The organism is Variovorax sp. P5_A3 (genome assembly GCF_056400665.1).
The window spans coordinates 135,093-155,077 of record NZ_JBFUKW010000001.1; the positions used below are offsets into that span (position 1 = coordinate 135,093).

Here is a 19,985-nt window from a genome sequence, read left to right on the forward strand (position 1 = left end):
AGCACCGCACTAGGGATTCCCCTAATCGCCCTGCATGCCTACACTGGAGCGATGCTGACCACCGTAACGCCGGACACTCAGACGCAACTCGAAGCCGCGGGATCCGCACCTGCGGTACGCCACTTGCGACAGACCTTGCTATGGCCGCTGCGGCTGATGCCGACGGCACAACCGCGGCACGCCCATCGCGGCCCGTGGCAAGTGCTGCGCGACCTCGGCGATGCATCGCCATGGCGCGAGGAGATCGACGAGTACACCGGCGGCAGCGACCGCTTCCACGAACGCCACTACAACGAGTTCGTGAGCTTCCTGCCCTACGTGCAGCGCTTCCTCTACGGCGATGGTCGCAAGGGTCGCCAGGCCGGCGCGGACTCCGGCAGCGATTCACCGATGCGCGTGTTTCGCCGCAGCGATATCGCGGCGGTGCGCGTGGTTGCGAAACCTGGCGACGCGCCGATCACGCTGCAGGTGGTGCACGTCGACCTGTACTTCTTCTTCGACGTCGACGTGGTACTGCTCAATATCGAGGTCGGCGCCGATGACCTGAGCCTGCCGCAGGCGCAGGAAATCCTCTATCGCTTCGGTCGTGCCTATCCGGGCGGATGGGATGCGCGAGGCCAGGCGCTGCATTGCATGAGCAGCGTCGAGTGGCTGGCCGCCGATGGCAGCGTGCTGTCGAGCTCCGATGCGCAGCAGCGCGAGGCCTTCCTGTCGCACGTCGCGGAGCACCGTGCACCACGACTCGCCGCGCATTGGGCGTGGCTCATGCGTCCGCTCGTGAGCGACCATTCCGACGAAGCCGGCGCGCTGCGCTTCCGCCAGATCGAGTACTACCGCATGCCGGTCATGGCCTATCTCGCACTCGACGATCCACGCAAGCTCTCGCGCAGCGACTTCATCCGGCTTGCGCTGGTGACCGGCGCGGCCGAGCCGGCCACCAGCGGCACCGGCCCCCTGCCCTACGCGGAGGAGCACGTGGCGGACTTCGAGCAGCGCTACTGTTACGACCGCTTCTGGGTCGACGCCGGTTCCGCGCCGAACACTCGCTACCTGTGCAACGGTCGCGCACTCATCGTGATTGGCGATGCGCATGCCGATTTCTTCTGCTGTCGCGACCGCGGCGTGCTGGCGCAATTCCGTCACCAGCACTTCCTGCTCTTCCTCATCGCGCACTTCCAGAAGGCGGCGCTGCTGATGTATTCGGACCGGCTCGTCGAGGCCTTGCGAAACCTCGACATCCACGACGTCGCGAGCGTCAAGCGCTTCAAGCGTGCGATCCGCGCAAGCTTCGAGGGCTTCCTGCGCTTCACGCACCGCTACTGGTTCCATGAGATCTCCGAGCAGGCGCAGGTGCGCGCGCTGTCGCACCTGTGCACCACGCACCTCGGCCTCGATCCGCTCTACGAGGAGGTCAAGGAGCGGATCGCCGACATGAACACCTACCTCGACGCGGACAGCCTTCGCCGGCAGGCGAACACCGTCGTGCGACTCACGGTGGTCACGCTGTTCGGCCTGATCGGCACCATCACGACCGGCTTCCTCGGCATGAACCTCCTGGCCGAGGCGGACTCGCCGATGTGGCGCAAGCTGCTGTGGTTCGGCGTGACCTTTGCGTTCACGACCTGGCTCACGGTCTACACCATGGTCAAGTCGAAGCGGCTTTCCGACTTCATCGATGCACTGTCCGACGAGCGACACACGCTGCGCACCAAGCTGGGTGTGCTGGCGAGAGTGTGGCGGCCCGGTTCGGACTAGCCATGCGCGCGGCCCCGATAGTTCGCTGGTGCGGAACCCTCGCTGCCGCCCTCTGCTTCCTCCTCGCCAGTTGCGCAAGCCACGGCGCCTGCGAGTCACCCTATGCCGCATCCCCGCAGTTCAAGGGCTGCGTCTTCCAGAATCCACCCAACCCCGATGCCCTCCCGTCGGAGAAGCCGTGGAAGATCTGGACCCGGTTTCTCGTCGGCACCAAGACCGACACCGTGCCGACCGACCCGATTCCCGTGCGCCCCCTCACCACAGCGCAACTGGAGGCGCTGGACCCGCAGGCCAATCACGTGATCCGCCTGGGGCACTCTTCACACCTGCTCAAGCTGCACGGGAAGTTCTGGTTGATCGACCCGGTCTTCAGCGAGCGCGCGTCCCCGTTCCAATGGGTCGGCCCCAAGCGCTTCCACCAGCCGCCGCTCAAGCTCGAGCAGTTGCCGCTGATCGAGGGACTGATCCTCTCGCACGACCACTACGACCATCTGGACACCGCGACGATCGAATACCTCGCACAGCGGGTCCACCACTACTTCGTGCCGCTCGCCGTGGGCGCGCGGCTGGTGGAGCTGGGCGTGCCGTCCGATCGCGTCACCGAATTCGACTGGTGGCAATCCGGACAGCACGACGGCGTGCAACTCACCGCTACGCCTGCCCAGCATTTCTCGGGACGGACCCTGAACGACCGCGACAGCACGCTGTGGGCGTCGTGGGTTATCCAGAGCGGCGACCAGCGCATCTTCTACAGCGGCGACTCCGGCTACTTCAAGGGATTCGCCGAGATCGGCGAACGCTTCGGCGGCTTCGACGTGGCGATGATGGAGAACGGCGCCTACGACGCCTATTGGCCTTCGGTGCACATGACGCCCGAACAGAGCGTGAAGGCCTTCCAGGACCTGCGCGGCAAGGTGCTCTTCTCCGTGCACAACAGCACCTTCGATCTTGCCTTCCACACCTGGCACGATCCGCTGGACCGCATCGCCGACCTGTCGGAGGGCCAGAAGATCGAACTCGCCACACCGGTCATCGGCGAGGTGCTGACCGTCGGCAAGCCGCGCACGAATGTGCGGTGGTGGCAAGGGCTGAAGTAACGCGCCGGGAGAAGTCAGGTCGCTGTCAGGGGCCGGTGCGCATCCTGCCGCGTGATGCGCCCATGCTGGCGATAGCGAGGTTTTCCGGATGAAGCGGTTTCTCATCGTTGTGGTCCTAGTCCTCGCATGGGGCGCGAGTGCGCGGCCAACTGCGGCGCTTGCACAACAACCGCTCGTCATCGCGGCGTTGGCCGAAAGGAAAGTGGCGGAACTGCCGGCGGGACAAATCTTCTGGCGAGTCGAGAACTTCGCTTCGGTCACACAGGCCCAGGCCGCAGCCAACGCCTGGGCCCTGGTCGCCGAGGCAGAGGGCAAGGTCTGGCTTTTCACGCTCGGCCCGGCGGGTGGGTCGTCTGCCGGTGGCGTCAAGGTCGCGGAGGTCGGGCCGATACCCAGGGTCACCGCGCCGCAGTATCTCCTTCGGATCAACGAAGCCAGCGGTCCTCCGGGCAGCATGACGCCCGTGCACACCCACCCCGGCAACGAGGCCTTCCTGGTCCTCGCGGGAGAGCAGAGCATCCGGGGCCCCGATGGCGTAATGCGCATCGGGGCCGGCCAGCCAGAGGCGGGCCACCACGGCGGAATGCCGATGCAGGTATCGAGCAGCGGCTCGACAGACCTGCGCGCCCTGGTCATGTTCGTGGTGGACGCGACTCAGCCGTTTTCATCCCCGGCAAAGTTCTGAGTCGATGGGCATCGGCCCATACCGGATATGCGCGCCGACGTATGACGCAGCGCCTTCATTGCACGAGACTGGCGACCCGGCGCAACGGGCGCCGACGCAACCACGAGCGTTCAATGTCCGACTTCCCCACCTCCCCCCTCGACCGACTGCGTGCCTTGCCGAAGGCAGAAGTGCACGCCCACCTTGAAGGCTGCTTCGAGCCCGCCGTCCTGGAGCAATGGGCGATTCAGGCAGGCGTGTCCATGCCGAGACCTCGCGATCGCTTGCTGGAGTTCGAAGGCTTGGCGGACTTCCTTCACTTTCTCGACTGGGCTTGCGGTCTTGCATCGACACGTGAGCGCCTTGCCGAACTGAGCTACGGCTTCAGCAAGCGGCTCGCCGACGCCGGCGCGGGCTACGCGGACGTGATCTTCAATCCGACCCATTGGAAGGGGTGGCACGGTCGCCTGCCCGCCATGATCGACGCGATCGATGCCGGCTTCGCCGCCGCGGAGCAGGACGGCCTGCCGCCGGTGGGCTTGTGCGTCAGCCTGCTGCGCACGCAATCGTCCGCTGCTGCGGCCGAGCTGGTCGACTTGCTGGTGGATCTTCGACATCCGCGCGTCGTGGCGCTCTCGATCGATGGCAACGAAGCCGCCGCCGGACGCACCGGCCCACGTTTCGCGGAGGCGTTCCGACGCGCCGGCGCCAATGGGCTGGGCCGTACGGTGCATGCCGGCGAGTCCAGCGGACCGGAAGGCGTGCGCGACGCCATCGAGTTGCTCGGTGCCGATCGCATCGATCACGGCGTGCGCGCGATCGAGGATCCTGCGGTGCTCGACCTGCTGGTCGACCGCCAGATACCCATCGGAATCTGTCCGACTTCCAATCTCAGATTGGGCGTGTATGCATCGATCGAGGAGCACCCGATCGATCGCCTGCGCCGCGCCGGCGCCATCGTATCCATCAACACCGATGATCCCGTGCTGCTGGGTGCCAGCCTCGTGGGCGAATACGCCTTGTGCAGGCGGGCCTTCGGTTGGTCGGACGACGACTTGCGCTCCCTGGCGCGCAACTCGATCGAAGCGAGCTTCGCGGCGCCTGAGGTCAAGACCGGTCTGCTCCGGGCGCTCTCGGCCTGGTGAGCCAGCGGTCGCTCCGTTCCAGCGGAATGGCGCCACACTTGTTACTCCCTGCGTTTGAATTCCGGTGCCAGACTTTGCTCCAGACCCTGTAACTTCACCCAGATCAGGAGAAAAGCCATGTCGACTTCAGCCGAGACCGAACGCACGGAGGGACAGCCCGCCATGCACACTCCACCGGTCGTGTCACCGCAAGCGTGGGAAGCTGCTCGCCAGGAGTTGCTCGTCAAGGAAAAGGCCCACACCCGCGCCCGCGACGCCTTGGCCGCCGAGCGCCGGCGAATGCCGTGGATGGCCGTGGAAAAGACCTATGCATTCGAAGGGCCCGCGGGCAAAGCCAGTCTCCTCGACCTGTTCGACGGCCGGCGCCAATTGATCGTCTACCGCGCCTTCTACGAGCCGGGCGTGTTCGGCTGGCCCGAGCAGGCCTGCCGGGGCTGCTCCATGGTGGCCGACCAGGTCGCCCACGTCGCGCACCTGAACGCCCGTGACACCACCCTCGTGTTCCTCTCCCGTGCGCCTCAGGCCGATATCGCGCGGCTGAAGGCGCGGATGGGCTGGGAGATGCCGTGGTTCACCGTGACCGACAGCTTCGACGCCGACTTCGGCGTCGGCGAGTGGCACGGCACGAATGTGTTCTACCGCGACGGGGACCGCGTGTTCCGCACCTACTTCATCAGCAGCCGCGGCGACGAGCAGATGGGGGGCACCTGGAACTACCTCGACATCACGCCGCTCGGTCGCCAGGAAGTGTGGGAAGACTCGCCCGAGGGCTATCCCCAGACGCCGCCCTACAAATGGTGGAACTGGCACGACAGCTACGTCGCGGATGCAGCGCCCGACAAGAAGTGGGTCGAGGTGTCCGACGCCGGAGAGAAGGCGTTCAGGGACGAATCCGCGGCCACGAAGCCGTGAACCTCATGGTCCAGGCGCGTCGCGCGAATCAGCGCCGGCGCTGACGTTCTCGCGCGCGCCGGACCTGCCGGCTCTGCCCGGCTTCCGCGATCGCTCGGGCTTGCTCGATCTTCTTCTGTCGCCGCCTCTTCGACAACCAGCGGCCCACCGCGAAGCTCGCGAGGCCGCTGACCACGGCGATGACGAGACCCAGGATTCCGATTTCCATCTGTGCTCCCGCGCGCCGGATTACAGGACGCGCACGACGCTCGCCGGCTTGAAGCCGAGATCCGCCGCCTTGCCCTTGCGCGCGCGACTGCCGCGCGCGTTGTTGAGCGTGCGGATCTCCAGCGTCTCCTCGCGCTCCTTGCCGCCGCGGCCGATCCCTTCGATCTTCACACTGCGCGTGTAGGCGGCTGCGCCGGCAAGCGTGTCCTTGGCCTCGAGGTCGATGAGCGTGAGCCCCCGCCCGCCCTTCGGCAATGCCTTGAGTTCGCCGATCTCGAAGGTGAGGATGCGACCGCCCGTCGATGCGCAGGCCACATGCGTGGCCGCCGGTTGCGGCTCGGCGCCGCCCGCGCCGCCGACCAGCGAAGGCCGGCACATCTGCTCGCCCTCGCCGACGTCGATGAAGGCCTTGCCGCCGCGCTGGCGCGAGATCATGTTCTCGACCGCCGCGATGAAGCCGTAGCCGCCGCTGCTCGACAAGAGCAGGTTCGCGCCGAGCGGTCCCGCGAAGTAATGCGCCACGTGCGTGCCGCTGTCCAGGTCGATCAGCGTCGTGACGGGCTGGCCGTCGCCGCGCCCCCCGGGCAGCGAGGCCACGGGCACGCTGTAGACGCGCACGGCCTTGTCCTTGGCCGTGCCGAACACGAGCAGCGTGTCGACCGAGCGGCACTCGAAGGCGCCGTAGAGCGCATCGCCGGACTTGAAGCTGTATTCGGGCGCTGCCGCTCCGGCTGCGCGCTCGCTGGCCCAGCCCTTCTGCGTGCGGACCCACCCCTTCTGCGAAACGATGACCGTGACCGGTTCATCGACCACGCGCACTTCGGCGACGGCGCGCTTCTCGGCCTGGATCAGCGTGCGGCGCGCGTCCTCGAAGTTCTTCGCATCGGTCTCGATTTCCTTCACCAGCAGGCGGCGCAGCGCAGCGGGGCTGCCGAGGATGTCCTCCAGCTTCTTCTGCTCTTCGCGCAGGCTCTTGAGTTCCTGCTCGATCTTGATGGCTTCCAGCCGCGCCAGTTGGCGCAGGCGGATTTCAAGGATGTCCTCGGCCTGTCGCTCACTCAGGTTGAAGCGCGCGATCAGCGCGGCCTTCGGGTCCTCTGCAGCGCGGATGATGGCGATCACTTCGTCGATGTTCAGCAACACCAGTTGCCGGCCTTCGAGGATGTGGATGCGGTCTTCCACCTTGCCGAGCCGATGGCGCGAGCGTTTCTCGACGGTGATCTCGCGGAAGGCGATCCACTCGTTGAGCATCTGCCGCAGCGACTTCTGCGTGGGCTTGCCGTCGATGCCGACCATCGTCAGGTTGATGGAAGACGAGGTTTCCAGCGACGTCTGCGACAGCAGCGTGGTGATGAGTTCGTCCTGGCTGATGCGCGATGTCTTGGGCTCGAACACCAGCCGCACTGCAGCGTCCTTGCTCGACTCGTCGCGGACCACGTCGAGCACAGAGAGCACCGCGGCCTTCAACTGCGTCTGCTCGGCCGAGAGTGCCTTCTTGCCGGCGCGGATCTTGGGGTTGGTGAGTTCCTCGATTTCTTCCAGCACCTTCTGCGTGCTGACGCCTGGGGGAAGTTCGTTGACGACCAGTTGCCACTGGCCGCGTGCGAGTTCCTCGATCTTCCAGCGCGCGCGCACCTTGAGCGAACCGCGACCGGTGCGGTAGGCGTCGGCGATATCGGCAGCGCTGCTGATGATCTGCGCGCCACCCGGATAGTCAGGGCCGGGCACGAGCGTCAACAGTTCCTCGTCCGACAGCTTGCCGTTGCTCTTGATCAGCGCCACGCAGGCATCGGCGATCTCGCGCAGGTTGTGGCTCGGGATCTCGGTTGCCAGGCCGACCGCGATCCCGCTCGCGCCATTGAGCAGCGCGAAGGGCAGACGTGCGGGAAGCAGTCGCGGTTCCTCGGTGGAGCCGTCGTAGTTGGGAATGAAATCGACCGTGCCTTCGTCGATCTCGTCGAGCAGCAGGCTGGTGATGCGAGCGAGGCGCGCTTCGGTGTAGCGCATGGCCGCGGCACCATCGCCGTCGCGGCTGCCGAAGTTGCCCTGTCCGTCGACCAGCGGATAGCGCTGCGAAAAGTCCTGCGCCATGCGCACCAGCGCGTCGTAGGCGGCCTGGTCGCTGTGCGGGTGGAAGCGGCCCAGCACGTCGCCGACGACGCGCGCGCTCTTGACGGGCTTGGCGCCCACCGTGTTGTTGGTGCCGCCATAGCCGAGGCCCATGCGCGACATCGAATAGAGGATGCGCCGCTGCACCGGCTTCTGGCCGTCGCTGACGTCGGGCAAGGCGCGGCCCTTGACGACGCTCAGTGCGTACTCGAGGTAGGCGGTCTGCGCGTAGTCGGCCAGCGTGAGCGCGCCGTCTTCTTCGGGGCTCTGGAGATCGAGCGTAGGTTGGGAGTCCATGGAAAAAAGTTAGGAAAAAAATGAATCGCTGGCCAACAGATGCCTCAGGGCACCGCGGGTGGCGTCTCGGGCATGGGCGGCATCGCCGGCAACAACCCGGAGGCGGGCGGCATATTGCCACGACCGAGGGCCCCGCCCTTGGGAACCGTCATTTCCATGTGAATGCGCGATGGGCCCTTGCCACGGCCCAGTGCCGCCGAGGGCTTGAGATAGGCGTAGAGCTGCAGCACCGTCTGCACGTAGTCCTGCGTCTCGCGGTAGTTCGGAATCTTGTTGCCGGCGCGCTGGACGGCGCCCTCGCCCGCGTTGTAGGCCGCGAGCGCCAGTTCGATCTGGCCCGGGAACATCGCGATCAGGTCGCGCAGGTAGCGCGAACCGGTTGCGATGTTGATGCGCGGATCGAAGAGCTTGACTTCGATGCTCGCTCGCTTGTCCGCCGCGACCCCGTAGCGCTGCGCCGTCGCAGGCATCACCTGCATGAGGCCGAGCGCGCCCTTGGGCGACACTGCCTGCGCATCGAAACCCGACTCCGTCGCGATCAACGCCTGCAGCAGTTCGTAGTCGATGTCGTGCTTGCGCGATGCGTCGCGCAGCGCGGACTTCGCGACCTTGTGGCTGGGCGAGGCCTCGAACAACGCCAGCAGCGTCTGCGAAGCCTGCGGGACCTTGCCGTCGATCGCACCCTTGCGCCCTCGTCCCATCGGCCCGATGCCGTTCGCGGTATCGAAACTCTGGCCGCCCCGAAAGAAGAGCTGGTAGCGCTCGTCGAGCTTCTCGGAAGCAAAGTGCGCCACACCCTTGGAGTCGATGTAGCCGAAGATGTCGGCGGCGCGGGCCATCTGCGGCGAGATCAGCAGCAGTGCCAGTACGCACCCGAGCACTTTCATCACGAAGGCCATCCGGCACTATGACGCGAAGGAACTCTGCGCAGGAAACGGCAGCGTCACAATTTGTTCAGGCTGCCATGCAGGCGCTCAGACGTCCACTTCGACGTCGTCCGCGCGCAATTCCATCAGCTCGCGGCGCGCAGCGGCCTCGCCCTTGCCCATGAGCTTGGTGATCTCGCCCTGCGTGCCCTGCACGTCGAAGCGGCCCAGGCGCACTTGCAGCAGGCGACGGGTGTCGGGATTGAGCGTGGTCTCCCACAACTGCTCCGCGCTCATTTCACCCAGCCCCTTGAAGCGGCTGATGCTCCAGGCACCTTCGCGCACGCCGTCCTTGCGCAGCTTGTCGAGGATGGCAGTGAGTTCGCCCTCGTCCAGCGCGTAGACCTTCGACGCGGGCTTCTTGCCGCGTGCCGGTGCGTCGACGCGGAACAGCGGCGGCTTGGCCACGTACACATGGCCGGTCTCGATCAGCTTCGGGAAGTGCCGGAAGAACAGCGTCAGCAGCAGCACCTGGATGTGCGATCCGTCCACGTCGGCATCGCTCAGGATGCAGACCTTGCCGTAGCGCAGGCCCGTCATGTCGGGCGTGTCTTCCGGTCCGTGCGGATCGACGCCGATCGCGACGGAGATGTCGTGGATTTCGGTGTTGGCGAAGAGGCGGTCGCGCTCGACTTCCCACGTATTGAGCACCTTGCCGCGCAGGGGCAGGATGGCCTGGCTCTCCTTGTCGCGGCCCATCTTGGCGCTGCCGCCGGCAGAGTCGCCTTCGACCAGGAAGACTTCGTTGTGGGCGATGTCCTTGCTCTCGCAATCGGTCAGCTTGCCCGGCAGCACGGCCACGCCGGAACCTTTGCGCTTCTCGACCTTCTGGCCGGCCTTCTGGCGTGTCTGCGCAGCCTTGATCGCCAGTTCGGCGAGCTTCCGGCCATAGTCGACGTGCTGGTTGAGCCACAGTTCCAGCGCGGGCCGCACGAAGCTCGACACGAGGCGCACTGCATCGCGCGAGTTGAGCCGTTCCTTGATCTGCCCCTGGAACTGCGGATCGAGCACCTTGGCCGAAAGCACGTACGAAGCCCGCGCGAAAACGTCTTCGGGCAGCAGCTTCACGCCCTTGGGCAGGAGCGAATGGAGTTCGATGAAGCTCTTGACCGCATTGAAGAGACCATCGCGCAGCCCGCTCTCGTGCGTGCCGCCGGCGCTGGTCGGGATCAGGTTGACGTAGCTCTCGCGCACCGGCTGGCCGTCTTCGGTGAAGGCCACGCACCATTCAGCGCCCTCGCCCTCTGCGAAGTTGTCGGCATTCTTGTCGGCATGGCCCGCGCCTTCGAAGAGCGGGATCACCGGATCGCCGTTGAGCGTCTGCATCAGGTAGTCGCGCAGGCCGCCCTTGTAGAGCCAGGTCTGGGTTTCCTTGGTCTTCTCGACCACCAACGTGACCGTGACGCCGGGCATCAGCACTGCCTTGCTGCGCAGCAGGTGCGTGAGTTCGTGGATCGGCAGCGCCGGGGATTCGAAATACTTGGCGTCGGGCCAGGCACGCACAGTGGTGCCCTGCCGGCGGTCGCGCGGGCCGTCGCCGTTCGACGCGGCTGTGCTTTCCTGTGGGCGCACTTTCAGCTGCTCGACCACATCGCCGGCCGAAAAGGCGAGCTGCGCTACCGATCCTTCACGGTAGGACGTCACTTCCAGGCGCTTCGAAAGCGCATTGGTCACCGACACGCCCACGCCGTGCAGGCCGCCCGAGAAGCTGTAGGCGCCACCTGAACCCTTGTCGAACTTGCCGCCCGCGTGGAGCCGGGTGAACACCAGTTCGACCACGGGGGCCTTTTCCTCCGGGTGCAATCCGAAAGGAATGCCGCGGCCGTCGTCCTCGACGCTGACGGAACCGTCGGCGTGGAGAACGACCTTGATCTTCTTGCCGTACCCCGCCAGCGCCTCGTCGGCGGCGTTGTCCAGCACTTCCTGGATGATGTGCAGCGGGTTGTCGGTGCGGGTGTACATGCCCGGCCGCTGCTTGACGGGCTCGAGGCCCTTGAGGACGCGAATCGACGCCTCGCCGTAACTGCCTGGTTCCTTGCTTGCCATGGCGCGGGATTCTAGGCGTGGTCTTCGGACCCGATTCGCGAGATTCGCCGGCCGCATCAAAGCCACTCGAAAATTTCAACAATCGCCGCCGGCCCGCCGCCGACGCCGGGCACGGCTTTTGGGTACATTGCCCGGGATGACCTCCTCCCCCAGCCAACCTCTCAGCCTCAAGCAGGTTCTCATTTGCGGCGCCATGATCGTCACGCTGTCGATGGGCATCCGCCACGGCTTCGGTCTGTGGCTCCAGCCGATCACGCAGGAACAGGGCTGGTCGCGGCAGGCGTTTTCGCTGGCGATCGCTATCCAGAACCTCTCGTGGGGCGTGATCGGCGTGTTCGCAGGGATGCTGGCGGACAAGCTCGGGGCTTTTCGCGTGCTGCTGGCGGGGGCCGTGCTGTATGCCCTCGGCCTGGCCGGCATGGCCTGGTCCGCCACGCCGCTGATGTTCGCGCTCACGGCGGGCGTGCTGATCGGCGCCGCGCAGGCCGGCACGACCTACGCCGTCATCTATGGCGTCATCGGTCGGCAGATCCCGGCTGAGAAGCGCTCCTGGGCCATGGGGGTGGCGGCGGCGGCCGGCTCTTTCGGGCAGTTCCTCATGGTGCCGGTAGAGGGTCAGCTGATCGCCCGCCTCGGGTGGCAGACGGCACTGCTGGTCCTGGCCGCGATGGTCCTCGTCATCGTGCCGCTGGCTTTCGGCCTGCGCGAGCCCCGCCACCAGACGACCAGCGTGCGCCGCAGCCAGACGATCATGCAGGCGGTGCGCGAGGCCTTCGGCTACCCCAGCTTCGTGCTGCTGACGGCCGGCTATTTCGTCTGCGGTTTCCAGGTGGTGTTCATCGGCGTGCACATGCCGAGCTATCTGCGCGACAAGGGGCTGTCGCCCGAAGTCGCCAGCTATGCGCTGGCGCTGATCGGGCTGTTCAACGTCTTCGGCACCTACGTTGCCGGCTCCCTCGGTGCGCGGCTCGCCAAGCGCAAGCTGCTGGCGACGATCTACTTCAGCCGGGCTGTGGCGATCGGGCTCTTCCTGATCGTGCCGATCTCGCCGCTGACGGTGTACGTGTTCGCGAGCGTGATGGGCTTCCTTTGGCTCTCGACCGTGCCGCTGACCAGCGGCCTCGTGGCCCAGATCTTCGGCGTCGCCCACCTGTCCATGCTGGGCGGCGTCGTGTTCCTGAGCCACCAGGTCGGGTCGTTCCTGGGCGTCTGGCTCGGCGGCTATCTCTACGACCGCACCGGCAGTTACGACGTGGTCTGGTACATCGCGATCGCGCTGGGCGTCGCGGCGGCGCTGATCAACCTGCCGGTGAAGGAAAACGCCATCGCGCGTCCGACGCCGCAACCGGCCTGATCCGCGCATGACCGATCCGACGCGTCATCGACTCGTGCAGGCCGGCTGGCTCGGCGCGGCGGCGCTGGCGCTTGCGGCGGTGTTTGCGCTCTACACGCGCCCGGCATTCCTCGTGACGTTGGTCGACCAGATCTGGGCCTGCTTTTGAACCATTCGACGCTGGCCCCCTCGCCCTGGATCGTGCGCTGGTCCCACCTGTTGGAGCCCGCCGCCACCGTATTGGACGTGGCGTGCGGCTCCGGCCGGCACATGCGATGGCTGGCCGAGCGCGGCCATCCCGCGACCGGCGTGGACAGTTCGCCGGAAGCGATCGAAGCCGCAGCGCCCTACGGCCGCACGGTGCTGGCCGACATCGAATCCGGGCCCTGGCCCTTCGCGGGGCAGGTTTTCGGTGCGGTCGTCGTCACCAGATACCTCTGGCGGCCCCGGCTGGCCGACATCGTGGCGGCCGTCGCACCCGGCGGCGTGCTTCTCTACGAAACCTTCGCCGCGGGCAACGAGACGGTCGGCAAGCCGTCCCGGCCGGACTTCCTGCTGCAGCCGGGCGAGTTGCTCGCCGTCTGCGCGGATCTGCGCGTTGTCGCGTACGAGGACGGGTTTCTCCCTGCGCCGGACCGCTTCGTCCAGCGAATCGCGGCCGTCCGGCCAGAGTCCCCCTCGGGTTCGACCCCGGCTCGCCATCTGCTCGGGGCAGCCTAGGGCCTCCTCGCGCCCCCGCCCGCCCGGCCCGATCCGGGCGGCGCAACCGGGCCGAGTTAGTAGAATGTCTGCTTTTCGTCCACCGACAAAGAGATTCCCTTGGAGCAACTGACAGGCAGCATCGTCGCGCTCGTCACGCCGATGCTTGACGACGGCAGTGTCGACTATCCCGCCCTGCGCCGGCTGATCGACTGGCACATCGACGAAGGCACCGATTGTCTCGGCGTGGTCGGCACCACCGGCGAGTCGCCGACCGTCGACGTCGAGGAGCATTGCGAGATCATCCGCGTCTCGGTCGAACAGGCGCGCGGTCGCGTTCCCGTGATGGCAGGCTGCGGCGCCAATTCCACCAAGGAAGCCATCGAACTCGCCAAGTTCGCCAAGGGCGTGGGCGCCGATTGCCAGCTCCAGGTCGTGCCCTACTACAACAAGCCCACCCAGGAAGGGCAGTACCAGCACTTCAAGGCGATCGCCGAAGCCGTCGGTGACCTGCCCACCGTGCTGTACAACGTACCCGGCCGCACCGTCGCCGATATGGCGCACGACACCGTGCTTCGCCTCGCCCAGGTGCCCGGCATCATCGGCATCAAGGAAGCGACCGGCAACATCGAGCGCGCGCAGTGGCTCATCCGCGACCTGCCGAAGTCCTTCGCCGTGTACTCCGGCGATGACCCGACCGCGGTCGCCCTGATGCTGTGCGGCGGCCAGGGCAACATCAGCGTGACGGCCAACGTCGCGCCCCGCAAGATGCACGAGCTTTGCATGGTTGCCATCGCCGGGGACGTCCGTCGCGCGATGCAGATCCAGTTCGAGCTGATGCCCCTGCATCGCCATCTCTTCGTCGAACCCAATCCAATTCCGGTCAAGTGGGCCATGGCGCGGATGGGCCTGTGTGGCGGCGCGCTGCGCCTGCCGCTGACCCCTCTCGCCGAATCAGGCCGTCCTGTGGTCGAGTCCGCGCTGCGCGCCAGCGGCTTGCTCAAGGACTGATCCATCTTTACCGCGCCGTTCGCGAACGCCGGCAACCTTTTGCCCGGACGGCGCTCTGAAACTGCGGGCGCTGCGGCCCATCGATTGAGTTAGATATTCCAAGAAGGAAGACGACGTTGAACACCATTTCGCGATTCGCACTGCTGGCGCTTCTGGCCAGCCTCGCCGCGTGCTCCGCCCTCGAGAGCGACAAGATCGACTACAAGAGCGCGGGCAAGGCCCCCTCCCTCGAAGTGCCGCCGGACCTGACGCAGCTGTCGCGCGACAACCGCTATGCGGTGCCGGGCGGTGCCGTCACGGCCAACAGCTACCAGGCGGGTCTTTCGAACGCACCCGGCGTTCCGACCGCGGTCAGCAACATCGGCGACGTGCGCATGGAGCGCTCGGGTACGCAGCGCTGGCTGGTCATCAACCGGCCGCCAGACCAGCTCTGGGATCCCGTCAAGGACTTCTGGCAAGAAAGCGGCTTCCTGATCACCACGGAGCAGCGCAACCTCGGCATCATGGAAACCGACTGGGCCGAGAATCGCGCCAAGCTGCCGCAGGACATCATCCGCGGCACGCTCGGCAAGCTGGTCGAATCGATGTACTCGACCGGTGAACTCGATCGCTTCCGCACGCGCATGGAGCGCACGCCCAACGGCACCGAGATCTTCGTCAGCCACCGGGGCATGCAAGAGGTCTACAGCAGCTCGCGCCAGGACCAGACGATCTGGCAGCCCCGCCCCAGCGACCCCGAACTCGAAGCCGAATTCCTGCGTCGCCTGATGGTGAAGCTCGGCGTTTCGCAAGAACAATCGAAGGTGATCGCTGCCGCCGGCGCTCCTGCGCAGACCGCACGCGTCGCCAACGTCGAAGGCCAGCCGGTGGTGCAGATCAGCGAAGGCTTCGAGCGCGCTTGGCGCCGCGTGGGCCTGGCACTGGATCGCACCGGCTTCACCGTCGAAGACCGCGACCGCGCCGCGGGCACCTACTTCGTCCGCTACGTGCCGCCGAATCCGAACAAGAGCGACCCGGGCTTCTTCGGCAAGCTGTTCACCTTCGGTTCGAGCAAGAACGACGCGCCGCTCAAGTTCCGCATCCTGGTCAAGGGCGGGGAGACGAGCAGCACGGTGTCGGTGCTGGATGGCAACGGTGCGCCGGACAAGACGGCGAATGCGCAGCGCATCGTCCAGGTGATCGCTGACGACCTCAAGTAAGGTCGTTGCCAATGCTGCGCTTCCGCAGTCTGGGCAGCGGCAGCACCGGCAACGCCACGCTGGTCGAAGCGACCAGCGGCGGCCGGACTTCGAGGCTCCTGATCGACTGCGGCTTCACGCTGCGCCACCTCGATGTCCGGCTCGCCCGCGCCGGTCTCGTGGCGTCGGACATCGACGCGATCTTCATCACGCACGAGCACGGCGACCACATCGGATGCGCGCATGCGCTCTCGCGACGGGAGCGCATTCCCGTGTGGATGAGCGAAGGCACATGGCTGGCAACCGGCGGGCGCGATTTCAAGGGACGTCTGCATCTCGCGCGAGACGGCGTCGACATACAAGTCGGCGACCTCATCGTTCAGCCCTTCACGGTCCCTCACGATGCGCGCGAGCCGCTGCAATTGCGCTGCACGGACGGCGCTCGCAGCCTCGGCGTGCTGACCGACCTCGGGCACGCCACGCCGCATGTGCTGGGCCGCCTCATGCGCCTCGATGCATTGCTGCTCGAGTTCAACCACGACGGCGACATGCTGGCCGGATCAGCGTATCCCCCTTTCCTCAAGCAGCGCGTGGGCGGCAACTACGGCCATCTCTCGAACACGGCCGCGGCAGCGATCGCGAAAGCGGTGCTGCATTCCGGCCTGCGCCACGTGCTGGGCGCGCATCTGAGCGAGCAGAACAACAGGCCCGAGATCGTGCGACGCGTGATGGCCGAGGCGCTGGGTTCGAACGAGAACGAGATGCTCACCGCCACGGCTGCGGATGGCTCACAGTGGCTCGATCTCTGAGCGCATGAAAAAGGCCGCCCGAAGGCGGCCTGTCTCGTTGGTGAAGCAAGGCTCAGGGCTTGGCCGGCGGGGTCTCTGCCTGCTTCTTGGCGGCCTCGGTAGCGGCGTTGGCCGCATCGATTGCGGAAGATGCATTGGGAGACGGTGTGGCAGCCGCGTCGGGCGCTGGTGCCGGGGCGGCAGCGGGCGGCGGCGCGACCACGGCCGGCGGCTCGTCCTTCTTGCCGCATGCAGTCAGTGCGGCAGCGGCAATCAGCGAAGCAATCAATACAGACTTCTTCATTACGTGGCTCCTTTGGATGAAGGTCTCAAAGAAAAAATTCTAGACCTCCACCCTGGGCAGAATGTGTCTTGCGGTGCGATTCGCGGCATTGGCTTACAAGCCCAGCGTCGATGCCGCAAAGCCCGGCCGTGCATGCCGAAGGCATTCGTCGATGCGCTCGCGCACGGCACGCCGTCCCTCCGGCGCGCTACCGCAGACGCCGCGGCCATGGTCGATGTCGATGCGATGAAGAAACCACGACGGCGTCCAGATGGCGCTCGGCACCTCCGGCAAGCCCGGTCCGTTGCACGCGCGGCACTCGATGATGTGGCTCCACATGCGCCGCCACGTCACGAAGCGCGCATGTTCGCGCTCGAAGAGATCGAATCGCTGCGCCAGCAGGACGAAGCTGCGCCCGGCAGCCGCCCAGGCCTGGAGCGCATCGACGATCGCGCGCTCGCCCAGCGGCCAGTCGTCGAAGTCCGGGTCGCTCAGGATGATTTCGCGCCAGTTGTGCCGTGCCGCTGCGGCGAGGACTGTCTGCAGGTGCTCGCGAAATGCAAGGCGCCCGTCGAACGCGCCCTGGGGCAGATCGGGGCCGGCATCTTCATTCGGCATGGACCCACCCCGCTTCACACCAGTCGCTCAAGAGAGCGAGTGCGCCTTCGCTGGCACCGACGAGATCGCGAGGCCCCAGCTGCCGTTGGTCCGCGAGACGCCGCATCAGCCTGGCATCGCGGCCCGAGGCGCGAAAGCTCTCGCCATTGATGTAGAGATGCCGCTCGTCGTAGAGCATGCGCGTGCGGCGATCGAGCGAGACGAGGTTCAGTTCGGCCGGCGCTTCTCCCTGGTCGAACCAGACCGTGGGCTTGGGTTCGGTCATCGACTCGCCGAGCGCCCGGTCGATGATGTCGCCATCGCGCATGACGGTCAGCACCGCCTCGCGGGCAAAGGCCTGCAATGCGGACGGCATCGCCGCAGGCGTGTCGAGCGCAGGCTGCAAAGGATCGCGGTAGTGCACCGCGGCCTGTGCCGCCGCATCCTGCACGGCATCGGCCTGCGCCTCCGCGATGCGCGCGAGCAGGTCCGCGCCGAGCGGCGCAGCGGCCGGGGAGCGAAGGCCGATCGAATAGGTCATGCAGTCATCGCCGACCGCGACGCCATCGTGCGCATAGCGCGGCGGCAGATAGAGCATGTCGCCCGCCTCCAGCACGAAGCTTTGCTCCGGCTCGAAGTTGGACAGGATCTTGAGCGGGACGTTCGGCTGCAGGCGCAGATCGCGTTGCTTGCCGATCGACCAGCGGCGCTGTCCTTGCGCCTGCAAAAGGAACACGTCGTAGCTGTCGAAATGCGGGCCGACGCCGCCGGCATCGCTCGCGTAGCTGATCATCACGTCATCGAGCCGCGCATCGGGAACAAATCGGAACTGCTGCAACAATTCATGAACACCTTGGTGATGCAGGTCGGCGCCCTGGACCAGCAGCGTCCAGGCGGGCTGCTTGAGCGACGGTAGCGCCCGGCGCGCAAAGGGACCCTGCTTCAGCGTCCAGCCCGCCTTTCCATGCCGGATGAGCCGCGACTCGACGTCCTCCCGCGCCGCCAGATCGAACAGCTCCGCACGCGGAATCGGTGGCACCATGTCGGGCACGGCCTGGCGAACCAGCAACGGCTTTTTCTGCCAGTGGCGTCGCATGAACTGCTGGGCGCTCAGTCCACCGAGCAGGGGCAAGGGTTGATCAATCTCCATGGGAGAATTCTCGCTTATGGAAATCACTGAACAATGCGTGGTCGGCCTGACCTGGACGTTGAAAGATACGCTGGGCGAAGTGCTGGACGTGCTCGACGACCCTGTGGAATTCGTGGTCGGCGGCGACGACCTTTTCGAGGCCATCGAGGCCGCGCTCATGGGCCATGGCCCCGGCGCCCGGGTGCAGCTCCAGCTCGAACCCGAACAGGCTTTCGGCGACTTCAACGACCAGTTGCTCTTTCTCGAACCTCGCAACCTCTTCCCCGAAGGCACCGAGGAAGGCATGACCTTCGACGGGGCTGCACTGCCGCAAGGGGTGAATCCCGACATGCCCAAGGACGTGCTCTACACCGTGAGCGAGATCTACCCTGACCACCTCGTGCTGGATGGCAACCATCCCCTGGCGGGCATTGCGATCCGGCTCGACATGACGGTGAAGTCGGTGCGCGAAGCAACAGAGGAAGAGATCGGACGCGGCACGGCGGGCACGGGTTTTTTCAAGGTGCCGCCCACGGCACCCGGCAACGACCTGTTGCACTGAGGCCGCCCTTCGGGCATGAAAAAGCCGGGCGTGCCCGGCTTTTTCGATAGTGGATCATCGCGAATCAGAAGCGCGAAATCTGCCCGTTGTCGATGCGAACGCGATCGCCGACGCGCAGGTCGCCGGGCGAAGGCACATCGAAGGCGCGATAGCCGCCGTTGTCGGTCTGGATCGAGACGCGATAGCTCTCATAGGCGCGCGGGCCGTTGCGATTGGCCTCGACGTTGTTGCCCAGCAATGCACCGCCCACCACGCCCAGCGCAGTGGCCGCCGCACGGCCGTTGCCGCTGCCGACCTGGTTGCCCAGCACGCCACCGATCAGGCCGCCGGCAATCGCACCACCGCCCGTCGTGGGCGTACCTGCGGTCTGGCTGCGGATCACCTCGATATTGGCCACGCGGCCGTATTCGACGTATGGGCCCTGCGCGACCGGTTGCACCGGCTGGTACGGATAGCGCGAGGTCTGGTAGACGGGTGCCGGCGCCACGCAGGCGGTCAGCGTAGCCAGCGCCAGAAGAGAAGCAGTGATCGAAAGCGAGCGGATGGAGATTTTCATGGTGTGGTTCCTCGTAGGCGGCGCGTCCGATGCGCACCCTGCATGTGGAATAACGCAGCGCAGGCGCGCGCGATGACATCGGCCACATGTTCAAACCTGAGACGCTCGCGAGCGTCCGAGGTTCCATTCTTTACGCGTGAGTACGCCCTGCGTGAAGCTGAAGGAGCGGGCCTACAACAGCGGCGGAGCCCAGGAAACTTCAGTGCTTGCCGGTGGAACCGTAGCCGCCTTCGCCTCGCTCGCTGCGCGGAAACTCGGCCACGACGTGAAATTGCGCCTGCACCACCGGCACGATCACCAGTTGCGCCAGACGCTCCATCGGCTGGAGCACGAAGGGCGTGTCGCTGCGATTCCATGCACTGACCTTGAGTTCGCCCTGGTAGTCGCTGTCGATCAGGCCAACCAGATTGCCCAGCACGATGCCATGCTTGTGGCCCAGCCCCGAGCGCGGGAGGATCAGCGCCGCGTACCCCGGATCTGCCAGGTGGATCGCGATGCCGGTCCCCACCAGTTGCCAGGCATTCGGCTCCAGGGTGATGGGCGCATCGAGGCATGCCCTCAGGTCCAGGCCGGCGCTGCCGGGGGTTGCGTAGGCCGGCAGTTGGTCCTGCATGCGGGGATCGAGGATTCGGACGTCGACTTTCACTGATTGCGCCTTTGGCTTTGCGGTTGCTGTTGATTCATGGATGTG

21 protein-coding genes are annotated in these 19,985 nt (G+C 66.2%); 12 read left to right on the top strand and 9 right to left on the bottom strand.

Features of this window, described 5'->3' with window-relative positions; all coding sequences use genetic code 11:
- Window positions 1-51 precede the first annotated feature (51 nt).
- The 5 genes from AC1D3B_RS00545 (at window position 52) to AC1D3B_RS00565 (ending at window position 5,573) form a co-directional block, all read left to right on the top strand.
- On the top strand, window positions 52-1,755 hold the full coding sequence (locus AC1D3B_RS00545; RefSeq protein ID WP_478188718.1) for a hypothetical protein: 1,704 nt from the start codon (window positions 52-54) through the stop codon (window positions 1,753-1,755).
- 2 nt (window positions 1,756-1,757) lie between these two features.
- Entirely contained in the window at window positions 1,758-2,852 is a 1,095-nt protein-coding gene (locus tag AC1D3B_RS00550; RefSeq protein WP_478188719.1) for an MBL fold metallo-hydrolase, read from the top strand.
- 88 nt (window positions 2,853-2,940) lie between these two features.
- Complete coding sequence (locus tag AC1D3B_RS00555) at window positions 2,941-3,537, top strand: cupin domain-containing protein (protein ID WP_478189012.1); 597 nt, start codon at window positions 2,941-2,943, stop codon at window positions 3,535-3,537.
- 113 nt (window positions 3,538-3,650) lie between these two features.
- On the top strand, window positions 3,651-4,661 hold the full coding sequence (add, locus tag AC1D3B_RS00560) for an adenosine deaminase (protein ID WP_478188720.1): 1,011 nt from the start codon (window positions 3,651-3,653) through the stop codon (window positions 4,659-4,661).
- 117 nt (window positions 4,662-4,778) lie between these two features.
- Window positions 4,779-5,573, top strand: coding sequence for a DUF899 domain-containing protein (locus tag AC1D3B_RS00565; protein ID WP_478188721.1), 795 nt, complete (start codon window positions 4,779-4,781; stop codon window positions 5,571-5,573).
- 28 nt (window positions 5,574-5,601) lie between these two features.
- Here the strand turns inward: AC1D3B_RS00565 and AC1D3B_RS00570 are convergent, their stop codons facing one another.
- The 4 genes from AC1D3B_RS00570 to AC1D3B_RS00585 form a co-directional block, all read right to left on the bottom strand.
- On the bottom strand, window positions 5,602-5,781 hold the full coding sequence (locus AC1D3B_RS00570; RefSeq protein ID WP_478188722.1) for a hypothetical protein: 180 nt from the start codon (window positions 5,779-5,781) through the stop codon (window positions 5,602-5,604).
- 20 nt (window positions 5,782-5,801) lie between these two features.
- Window positions 5,802-8,186 carry a DNA topoisomerase IV subunit A gene (gene parC, locus AC1D3B_RS00575; RefSeq protein ID WP_478188723.1) on the bottom strand — a complete coding sequence of 795 codons (2,385 nt, stop codon included), beginning with the start codon at window positions 8,184-8,186 and terminating at the stop codon, window positions 5,802-5,804.
- A 44-nt stretch (window positions 8,187-8,230) separates the two neighbouring features.
- Entirely contained in the window at window positions 8,231-9,073 is an 843-nt protein-coding gene (locus tag AC1D3B_RS00580; RefSeq protein WP_478188989.1) for a lytic transglycosylase domain-containing protein, read from the bottom strand.
- Window positions 9,074-9,160: 87 nt separating this feature from the next.
- Window positions 9,161-11,158 (bottom strand): DNA topoisomerase IV subunit B, encoded by a 1,998-nt coding sequence (locus tag AC1D3B_RS00585; protein WP_478188724.1) that lies wholly within the window; start codon window positions 11,156-11,158, stop codon window positions 9,161-9,163.
- Between the two features lie 136 nt (window positions 11,159-11,294).
- Between AC1D3B_RS00585 and AC1D3B_RS00590 the strand changes: the two genes are divergently transcribed.
- The 6 genes from AC1D3B_RS00590 to AC1D3B_RS00615 all read left to right on the top strand — a co-directional run bounded on the left by AC1D3B_RS00590 (window position 11,295) and on the right by AC1D3B_RS00615 (window position 16,188).
- Entirely contained in the window at window positions 11,295-12,512 is a 1,218-nt protein-coding gene (locus AC1D3B_RS00590; RefSeq protein ID WP_478188725.1) for an MFS transporter, read from the top strand.
- 7 nt (window positions 12,513-12,519) lie between these two features.
- A complete protein-coding gene (locus tag AC1D3B_RS00595) occupies window positions 12,520-12,660 on the top strand; it encodes a hypothetical protein (protein ID WP_478188726.1) in 141 nt (46 codons plus the stop codon).
- Window positions 12,657-13,211 (top strand): class I SAM-dependent methyltransferase, encoded by a 555-nt coding sequence (locus AC1D3B_RS00600; protein ID WP_478188727.1) that lies wholly within the window; start codon window positions 12,657-12,659, stop codon window positions 13,209-13,211. The genes AC1D3B_RS00595 and AC1D3B_RS00600 overlap by 4 nt, the downstream gene beginning before the upstream one ends.
- Window positions 13,212-13,304: 93 nt before the next feature.
- Entirely contained in the window at window positions 13,305-14,201 is an 897-nt protein-coding gene (gene dapA, locus AC1D3B_RS00605; RefSeq protein ID WP_478188990.1) for a 4-hydroxy-tetrahydrodipicolinate synthase, read from the top strand.
- Window positions 14,202-14,317: 116 nt separating this feature from the next.
- Window positions 14,318-15,400 (top strand): outer membrane protein assembly factor BamC, encoded by a 1,083-nt coding sequence (gene bamC / locus AC1D3B_RS00610; protein ID WP_478188728.1) that lies wholly within the window; start codon window positions 14,318-14,320, stop codon window positions 15,398-15,400.
- A gap of 11 nt (window positions 15,401-15,411) precedes the next feature.
- The gene (locus AC1D3B_RS00615) at window positions 15,412-16,188 is read left to right on the top strand and encodes an MBL fold metallo-hydrolase (protein WP_478188729.1); all 777 of its coding nucleotides are present in this window, start codon (window positions 15,412-15,414) and stop codon (window positions 16,186-16,188) included.
- 52 nt (window positions 16,189-16,240) lie between these two features.
- Here the strand turns inward: AC1D3B_RS00615 and AC1D3B_RS00620 are convergent, their stop codons facing one another.
- From AC1D3B_RS00620 to AC1D3B_RS00630, 3 genes are all read right to left on the bottom strand, one after another.
- Complete coding sequence (locus AC1D3B_RS00620; protein ID WP_478188730.1) at window positions 16,241-16,471, bottom strand: hypothetical protein; 231 nt, start codon at window positions 16,469-16,471, stop codon at window positions 16,241-16,243.
- A 93-nt stretch (window positions 16,472-16,564) separates the two neighbouring features.
- Complete coding sequence (locus tag AC1D3B_RS00625) at window positions 16,565-17,068, bottom strand: hypothetical protein (protein WP_478188731.1); 504 nt, start codon at window positions 17,066-17,068, stop codon at window positions 16,565-16,567.
- The gene (locus AC1D3B_RS00630) at window positions 17,058-18,197 is read right to left on the bottom strand and encodes a JmjC domain-containing protein (RefSeq protein WP_478188732.1); all 1,140 of its coding nucleotides are present in this window, start codon (window positions 18,195-18,197) and stop codon (window positions 17,058-17,060) included. Before AC1D3B_RS00630 ends, AC1D3B_RS00625 begins: the two co-directional genes overlap by 11 nt.
- A 16-nt stretch (window positions 18,198-18,213) precedes the next feature.
- On the opposite strand from AC1D3B_RS00630, the gene AC1D3B_RS00635 reads away from it, so the two are divergent.
- Window positions 18,214-18,738 carry an FKBP-type peptidyl-prolyl cis-trans isomerase gene (locus AC1D3B_RS00635; protein ID WP_478188733.1) on the top strand — a complete coding sequence of 175 codons (525 nt, stop codon included), beginning with the start codon at window positions 18,214-18,216 and terminating at the stop codon, window positions 18,736-18,738.
- 64 nt (window positions 18,739-18,802) lie between these two features.
- Here AC1D3B_RS00635 and AC1D3B_RS00640 read toward each other — a convergent pair whose 3' ends face one another.
- Both AC1D3B_RS00640 and dut read right to left on the bottom strand, forming a co-directional pair.
- On the bottom strand, window positions 18,803-19,294 hold the full coding sequence (locus tag AC1D3B_RS00640) for an outer membrane lipoprotein (RefSeq protein ID WP_478188734.1): 492 nt from the start codon (window positions 19,292-19,294) through the stop codon (window positions 18,803-18,805).
- Window positions 19,295-19,493: 199 nt separating this feature from the next.
- Window positions 19,494-19,940, bottom strand: coding sequence for a dUTP diphosphatase (gene dut / locus AC1D3B_RS00645; RefSeq protein WP_478188735.1), 447 nt, complete (start codon window positions 19,938-19,940; stop codon window positions 19,494-19,496).
- Window positions 19,941-19,985 lie beyond the last annotated feature (45 nt).